Consider the following 8,237-nt stretch of genomic DNA (forward strand, 5'->3'; position numbering starts at 1 on the left):
TAGTAACGCAGGTACAATGCTTAAAGACATCGGTAAATACATTATCCAAGGTCTGATTAACGGTATTTCCGGAATGGTCGGGAAAGCTGTATCTGCTGTTAAAAGTGTAGCAAGTAATATTAAAGATGGAATTGCCGATTTCTTCGACATTCACTCTCCAAGTCGTGTGGCATATGCTTTGGGTGAGTTCGTAACAGAAGGTCTTGCTAACGGTGTTGTAGGCATGACTAAATATGCCGTTAAAAAAGCCCGTACACTTGCGGAGTCTGTAATGGATGGTTTTGCAGCACTAAAAGAAGATATCGTTATGGGTGACTTTCTAGAGGGTAACCTTGTTAGCGATACACTACAAAATCAATTCGCGAATTCTAAGCGGTTTGTTAATGATCTAGTACAGGTTAATCCTACACCTCAACAAACTAGATATAACGCACCGAAACAAGAGCAACAAGTTAAAACAACATATCCAGATGATAATCAAAGTAATCAAGGTAACACATACATCATATTAGATAAAAAAATTGTCGGTGAAGCTCTCACTCCTGAGGTAGAAAAAACGCAAGAAAGACGCAATTCAAGATACGCACAATTTACACCTAAAGTAGCACCTACTTATTAATCCTTCCCTTTTTGGGAGGGATTTTCTTTGATTAGAAATATAAAGGAGTCACATACAATGTCAAAACAAACCGGTAGCTTTACATTTAATGGCGAACGTAAAGATTACATATTTATCCTTATGGGATTTAATCGTCCTGCCTGGGCTCCTATTAAACGTGACTTTCTAGACGTAAACGGGATGCCCGGAGGACACTTATTACAAACAAATACAGGTAAACGTGAAATAAAAGTACCAGTAATACTGAAAGCACTTGACCAGGCTAATATGCAGAAGGTGAAAGAAGATTTAGCAAAGTGGCTTGTCACAGGTGAAGCTAAGGAACTTATATTTGATGATGAGAAAGACAGAACTTACATGGCGGTTGTTGATGGCGAGGCTGAACTTGATGAATTAATTTTCAGAGGTAAAGGGACAATTACTTTTGTTTGCGGTATGCCATATAAGTTAGGGCTACCACAAGAACACGAAATGAGCATTAAAGATTCAAACTTAGGGGCTCGATTCGTTAATAATGGGACTACAACCTCAGAACCGGTTATTGAAATTGATGTTTTGCAAGCAACGCCTTATATCGATGTATGGAATAAAGATCAGTATTTTCGCCTTGGTTATCCAACTGGTATTCAAAACAAAGTAGTAAAGATGGAAGAACGTGTTATCTACGATGAAATGAATTCACTTGAGCCTTGGAAGAAAGAAAGTGGGAAAATTGGCCCTTACTTTGCTACAGGTGAAATGGCAGTAGCTAATAATTCCTATTTCACAACTAAATTATATGGACCAGGTACCGGGTGGCATGGTCCTATTTATACTCGTAATATTCCTGACGGTCCATTAATTGATTTCAAAGCAGACATGAATATAAAACTTTTCTCTTCTCATATGACCCAAGTAGGAAAAGTAGTTTTAATGTTCTTAGCTGATGATAATTCAGTTATTGCAGAAATTAATATGAATGATGATTACGCATCGCATACTATAACAAAAGCAAATGCCGTCATCGGTGGAACTAAGACAATTGTAGATAGTACAGGATATTATACTACTACATTTAATGATTTTAATGGTCATATGGCAGTAGCTCGTAGGGGGAAGAAATGGAGTGTTTACTTTGCTAAAGCAGATGGCCCCAACGGTGTAGATGGAACGTCACTAGTTGAATATTTTGACGATGCTTCTAATAGTAATACCGCTACAGCAAAACCGATTTCTAAGGTTGCTATTGCATTCCTACAATACGGAGCATTATCAACTGTCATGGATTTACTAATAAGTGAATTGAAAGTGTGGAAACTCTACAATGTGGACGTAGATGAAACGCCTTATATTGTTGACGTAGGGGATAAAGTAATTATCGATACCGAAAAATCACTAGCTAGTATAAATGGCAGGAGCGCCCTTCCCTTAAAAGATTTATTCAGTGAATACCCAATAGTGGATGAGGGTGAAAATGAAATTATTGTCCGGCCAGCACAAATAGGAAGGGCGAAATTAAAGTATAGAGAAAGGTACCTATAAGATATGAGAAAAATAAGTGGAGAATTACACATCATCGATTATAAGACTCAACAGGTCATTGCTTCCATGAAGCCTAGCGAATATGTAGCGGATAATCGCCATTGGGAACTTCAAAACAATGTAGATACTTTGGATATTACTATTCTTGAAAACTCAAAATACAAGACTTACTTACAACAACAAAATTTAATAATAAAAGAGACACGCCCAGGAGTTTTAGTACCTTATGTAATTACTGAGATTGAGAAAGATACATCCAATAAGACTATTACTATATTTGCCTCAGGTGAATGGGTTCTTATGGGTTCCGATGACTTTATCAAACCTCAAAAATTTGAATCTATGACTCCTGAGCAATATATTGACTTCGCTACTAAGAAAACAGATTGGGAGCGAGGAATTGTAGAAGTAACCGGAAAACGAACGATGACCGCTAAAGAATTTGTGGCTCCACTTTCTCTTTTATCTCAATTACCTGGTTTATTTGAAAAAAAGGGGGAATTACGTTACAGAGTAGAATTACGTGGCGCCAATACTATTAAACGTAAAATTGACTTTATCGAACGTAGAGGGGCAGATAAAGGAAAAGAAATAACAGTTGGTAAGGATCTAAACAGCGTTAAGCGTACTGAAAACTCTGAAGCTATTATTACAGCACTAATTCCTTATGTAATGGGGCAAGATGCAGACGGAAATGAGCAAATTATTACAATTGAGTCTGTAAATAACGGTCTACCTTATATCGTAGATGAAGACGCTTTTCAAAGATGGAATAGGAATGGGAAACATCGTTTTGGATTCTATACACCCGATACAGATGATAAGAACATGGAACCTTCACGGCTGCTCCAATTAAGTAAAACGGAACTGAAAAAACGCATTGATACAATCGTTAGTTATGAAGTAGATGCATATGACATTTCGCGTATTCCAGGATTTAGTCACGAGGCTGTAAATGAAGGGGATACAGTTCATATTAAAGATATTACCCTAACACCACCGCTTTATTTAGAAGCACGTGTAATCACGGGGGATGAGTCTCACAAGGATAATCGCGCTACTAAATATAGGTTTGGTAACTACAGAGAAATCGTAGACCCAAATGCAGAGCTCAGAAAGCTGTATCAAAGAATTTTATCAAGTTTACATGATAAAGTACCTAAAGATATTTTCGATGAACTAGTGAACCGTGTGGGCGATACAGAGCTAACTTCTGAGGAAGCTAAAAAGTTAGCAGAAAAAGCTGAGAAAGAATCCAAAGTAGCTAAAGATTTAGCGGAAGCGACTGTTGATTACATAGAAAAAAATACAGCGAATGTTATAGAGCAACCAACAGCACCTACTGTGGGACTAAAAGACGGCAAGACTATTTGGGTGGACAATTCAAACCAGAATAATAGAGTTATGAAACTTTGGAAGAATGGGACATGGGTAAGGATTACACCTGACACAAAAGCGCTTGAAGATGCAGTAACGCAGATTAGCGGCGCTGTAGGTGATGTTGCTGGAGCCGTTAACCAAGCTGAACAAGACATTACTAAATTAAAACAGGATGTTGCAGGAATTCCTGATGTTGTATTTAAAGATGGGCGTTTTACAGATATAAAATTAACTGTAGAGCAAACAGAAGAATCTCTAACTAATAAGGCAGAAAAAACAGAAGTGAAGGAGTTAAGTGAAGATTTAACAGGGGTCAAACAAACAGTGAACACTGTAAAACAAACTTCTGATGAAAATTCTAGCAAAATTACTACTCTTGATACTCGCTTTAAAGATATGAAACTTGGACGAACTAACTTAATAGAAAATAGTGGTGACTTTCAAGATGCAAGCTTATGGATTGCTAATAATACTGGAGGGGAGTTAGAAGTAGTTGCGGTTAATGGAGAGAAAATCCTACGAGTTAAAGGGACTACTCGACAGGCTAATAGTTATAAATTAGAGCCAAATACTGAGTATGTATACTCCGCTATGGTCAAGCTTCCAATCGACCACTGGAACGGATTTAATGACCCTCTTCACAGTTGGACTGCACAAGGGACAAATCTTCATACAGCAAAGCGCAAATGGACTATCACTCCCGAGGGAACGATTAAAGCAAATGAGTGGACTTACATTGCTGTAGGTATTCACACAGCGGACGGAGAACCGACAATGTTTACACCGTTCTTTTTCTCGGAAACGCTAGTAAATGCAAACCAGGATTCTTATATCAAGTTTGTGCAGATCACTAAAGGGAATCAGCCCGTAACAGATTGGATTCCTCCGATAAGCGAAGTAGTTTCTAGTAAGGAGTTTACCCAAACTACAAATGAGATCAAACAGACGGCAGAGGAAAATACAGCTACAATTACAAAAATAGAGAGTTCAATCAACAATGAAAATCATCTATATGATTCTTCTGCTAATCGTGTATTACCAAAGTTTATTAATGGTGGAGACCCTTCTCCTTACCATATTTTCAACGCTGAGCATAAATTTGAAGGAGATTATTCTACTTTTAAGTGCCTTGACTGGCACGACGGTTTTTATCAAGTTGGGGACTATCTCGGCAATAATTTGCGTGGCTTTGATGTGGGTCAAGATATTACGCTTTCCCTAGACCTGGCTTCAGAGTCTAACTGGGTTGAAATTATGGTGTTTCAGCGTGTAGATGATCAATGGACAGTTCCTACTAATAAATTTTTCAAATTCGAGAATACAGACTGGAAACGGGTAAGTTATACATTCAAGTTAGATAACAAATGTAAATCCTGGATGTTCCGTATCAGGATGGACGCAAGAGAAGAAAACCAAGGTAAACGTTGGTGGATTCGAAACTTGAAGCTTGAAAAAGGTTCATTTGCTACTCCCTGGCTAGTTTTATCTGCTACCACTCAAGAGTTAAACCGCCAAACAAACGAAATTAAGCAGACTGTAGGCGAAAATTCAGCAAAAATTACCCAGGTGCAAACCAAAGTAAATAATATGAACGATGATGTAACTAACTTGATGATTGATTCTAGCACGTTCCAGGGTGCTGTAAATACCCTTGATGGCGGAGCGGTTAATAGATGGTGGTTACGGGATAGTGGTGGTATTTGGATTCCTAAAGAAACATTTGAAGGTTCAGCAATTGCAGAAACACAGAGAAATTGGAAAGGGATTGCTTACAATTTTGGTGATCTTGTAAAACGTGGAGTTGTGAAGTTAGGCGACGAAATTAATTATAGTATGTATATTCGAGTTAAAAATCTTCCTGATGGTGCTTTATATCGTAATACATTTTACTTTAAAGGTTTCGTAGCAAGTGTGGACATGCCTAGTGCCACTAATCAGTGGAAACGTATTGAAATAAGCTTTATTGTAACTGAGGAAATGATGTCCTCTACTGGTGAATCAACGACTGATTGGATGCGTGTAGAAGGATGGGAGTCACTTCAGGGTGAGCAATTCTATCAGCAGTCTAAACCTCAGATAACTATAGGCAATAAGCTTTATACATGGAGACCAGCTCCCGAGGATACTAACACAATTATCTCAAAAACTAACGAGATTAGACAGACTGTAGACAGTAACACAGCTAAGATTACAGCTACAGAGGGAACTATTAACAATTTTAAGGGCTTAAACAACTTAGCTCCTAACTCTACAATGAATGATGCTACAAACGGAGTCCCTGACTATTGGATTATGCCTTATGACCAGTGGACCGTGCTTCCTCCCTTTGAAGATAAGAGAAGTAGTAATATCCTTAAAATATGGGCTAGTGGACTAACTGAAGCGCTTATTCGTTCAGCACAAACTCACAAGATTCCTGCAAAGGCTAACACAACGTATACATTTTCTGTAGACTTCTATGCAGACAGCAATAATACTGTATGGGATTACCAAGTTCCTTTCATTATTCAGTTTTACGATAAAGACGGAAACCGAGTAGAGTATCAAGATGTAAGTATTGAAAGTTGTGGTGTCCCTATTCCGTTCAAGTACGATAAGTGGCAACGTTTAGTTTTAACTTACAAGCCAACAAATACAGCAATTACTCATATGGATTTCAGACCTGCATTGTTTAAAAACGGTCAGATTCACTTTAGGGAGTTCCAAATTGAAGAAGGTTCTCAGGTTACAGGGTGGGGGCCTTCCCAGGCTGATCTCGTGAAAGCTAAGGTCTTCCATACAAAAACTTCTGAAATAGAGCAAACTGTCAACAGTATCCGTACAGGAGTCGCATCCATTACTGCAACTCAAGGACAACACGGACAACTTATTCAAGAGAATAAATCTTCTATTAATCAGCTTAATAATCAAATTTCGCTTAAAATTGAAGAAAAACAGATGCAGGACTACGTAGGAAAACTAGGAGAGCCTAACTTACTTCTTAACGCTCCTTTCAATTGGACAGAAATGAATGAGTGGGGAAATATTGTTAATGAGCTTCCTTCCTTGGATAAATGGGGAACATGGACGGCTGATACAAATAAAGGAACATTTGAGCCGACCCGTTCAGTACGCTGCGATGGTTACAATTCTACAAAAATATCTTGTTCTAACTATGAGCAAGAGTTCTCTTGGACGGGATTAAACCAGGTAATAGGCAATATTGACCCGCTTAGTGAGTACACGTACAGAGGTAAAATATTTGTAACAAACAAGGAATCAATTGACAACGGATTGTACGCAGAGGTAAAGGCGTGGAACGGTGACCAATTGGTGGGAGCTGTAGGGTCTAACATAAATGAAGTACTAGAAAATGGGATATGGAAAGAATATTCCGTAACAATCCCTCCAATTAAACAGGCTGTAACGCACATGCAAATTACTGTAGGTGTGCGACGTAACGGCACTATTTATGTAAGTAATCTCATGTTTCAAAAGGGCTCAATAAAATCTGTATTTATTCCGAACCCTAAAGACATGGGAGATTACCAAGCGATGGTCAGAGAAATCGGAAAGAAAGTAGCTACTTCAGAGTTTAATCAGAAAATCACTACAATGCAGACGGCTATTGACCAAACTTCCAATGCTATTAATCTTAGAGCTGAGAAAACAGAAGTGTATACACGTAATGAATCTAATGATCGTTACGGAAGTAAGGCAATGGTGGAATCTCACAACAGTTCCATATTACTAATGGCCGATGCGATTAACCAACGAGTTGAAAAAGGTAACATAGCATCTACAATCAACCAAACAGCTCAATCCGTGTTAATTCAAGCGGAAAAAATCTACTTGAATGGATATATTGAAGCTAAGCACTTAAAAGCGCAGACTTTACAAGGGGTAACTATTCAAACCGCACCTCAGGGTTCAGGAGCAGACCAAATCCGATTAAACGCTCAGAACATGACGTTATATGGAAATGGTCAAGCCCGTGGTTACTTTGGATTTATCAATCGCAGCGACAATAACATTACTTCAGCTTTAATTCTAGGTAATGATTATGCTGGATCAGGAAATCTTAACGGTTCGTTAGTAATTGACCAAACGACAATTAACGGCTCCCAATGGACTAATTCAGTTGCTTCTATTGGTATTTCTACGGGCATGAGTGGAAATAACATCTTAAAATCTAGTTATATTAACTTCTATCGTTATGACGGGGGAATGGAACTCAAGTCTCAAGGTGATTTCAAGATTGTAAATGATAATGGAAACATAAGCTTAAGTGCAAACGCTACAGGATCTACTACTGGTTTTATGTACTTACGAGCAAACAAAGATATTAATATTACAGCATTACGGGGTTATATTAATTTTTACACAACTGATAATACCAGTTACCCCACTATACAAATTACAGATACCGCACCTGCATACGGCGGAGATGTAGATTTTACATTTGCTAATCAAATTATGATGCGTATATCTCGTAACTTTATCGATGATGGAATCAAAGTCATGAACGGTTCCGGTAGTTCTTGGGCAAACGTAAAATTAGGTGTGTTAAGAACAATAGGTAACATTGGATGCAATGGCGATGTGTACGGAAAGAATTTCATTAATACATCTACAAGAAAGATTAAAACAAACATTGAATATTTACCTTTCTCAGCGTTAGAAAAGGTTAATAGTGTAAGAATCCAACAATATAATTTAATCTCTGATGTTGAAAAAT

At 38.0% G+C, this 8,237-nt stretch carries 3 protein-coding genes; all 3 read left to right on the plus strand.

All coding sequences use genetic code 11. From position 1 onward, the window contains the following. On the plus strand, positions 1-619 hold a 619-nt coding region (locus KVT34_RS28965; protein WP_483311460.1), incomplete at its 5' end, for a phage tail protein. A 57-nt stretch (positions 620-676) separates the two neighbouring features. Next, positions 677-2,140 carry a distal tail protein Dit gene (locus tag KVT34_RS28970; protein ID WP_217563148.1) on the plus strand — a complete coding sequence of 488 codons (1,464 nt, stop codon included), beginning with the start codon at positions 677-679 and terminating at the stop codon, positions 2,138-2,140. Between the two features lie 3 nt (positions 2,141-2,143). Then, positions 2,144-8,237: phage tail spike protein (locus tag KVT34_RS32095; protein WP_254635223.1), on the plus strand; the 6,094-nt coding region annotated here is incomplete at its 3' end.

This window comes from Paenibacillus sp. GbtcB18 (genome assembly GCF_019091125.1).
In the GTDB taxonomy this organism is placed as follows: domain Bacteria; phylum Bacillota; class Bacilli; order Paenibacillales; family NBRC-103111; genus Paenibacillus_F; species Paenibacillus_F chitinolyticus.

Coding starts and splice junctions, on each gene's coding strand:
- KVT34_RS28970 (WP_217563148.1), top strand. CDS start 677: ATGTCAAAACAAACCGGTAGCTTTACATTTAATGGCGAACGTAAAGAT.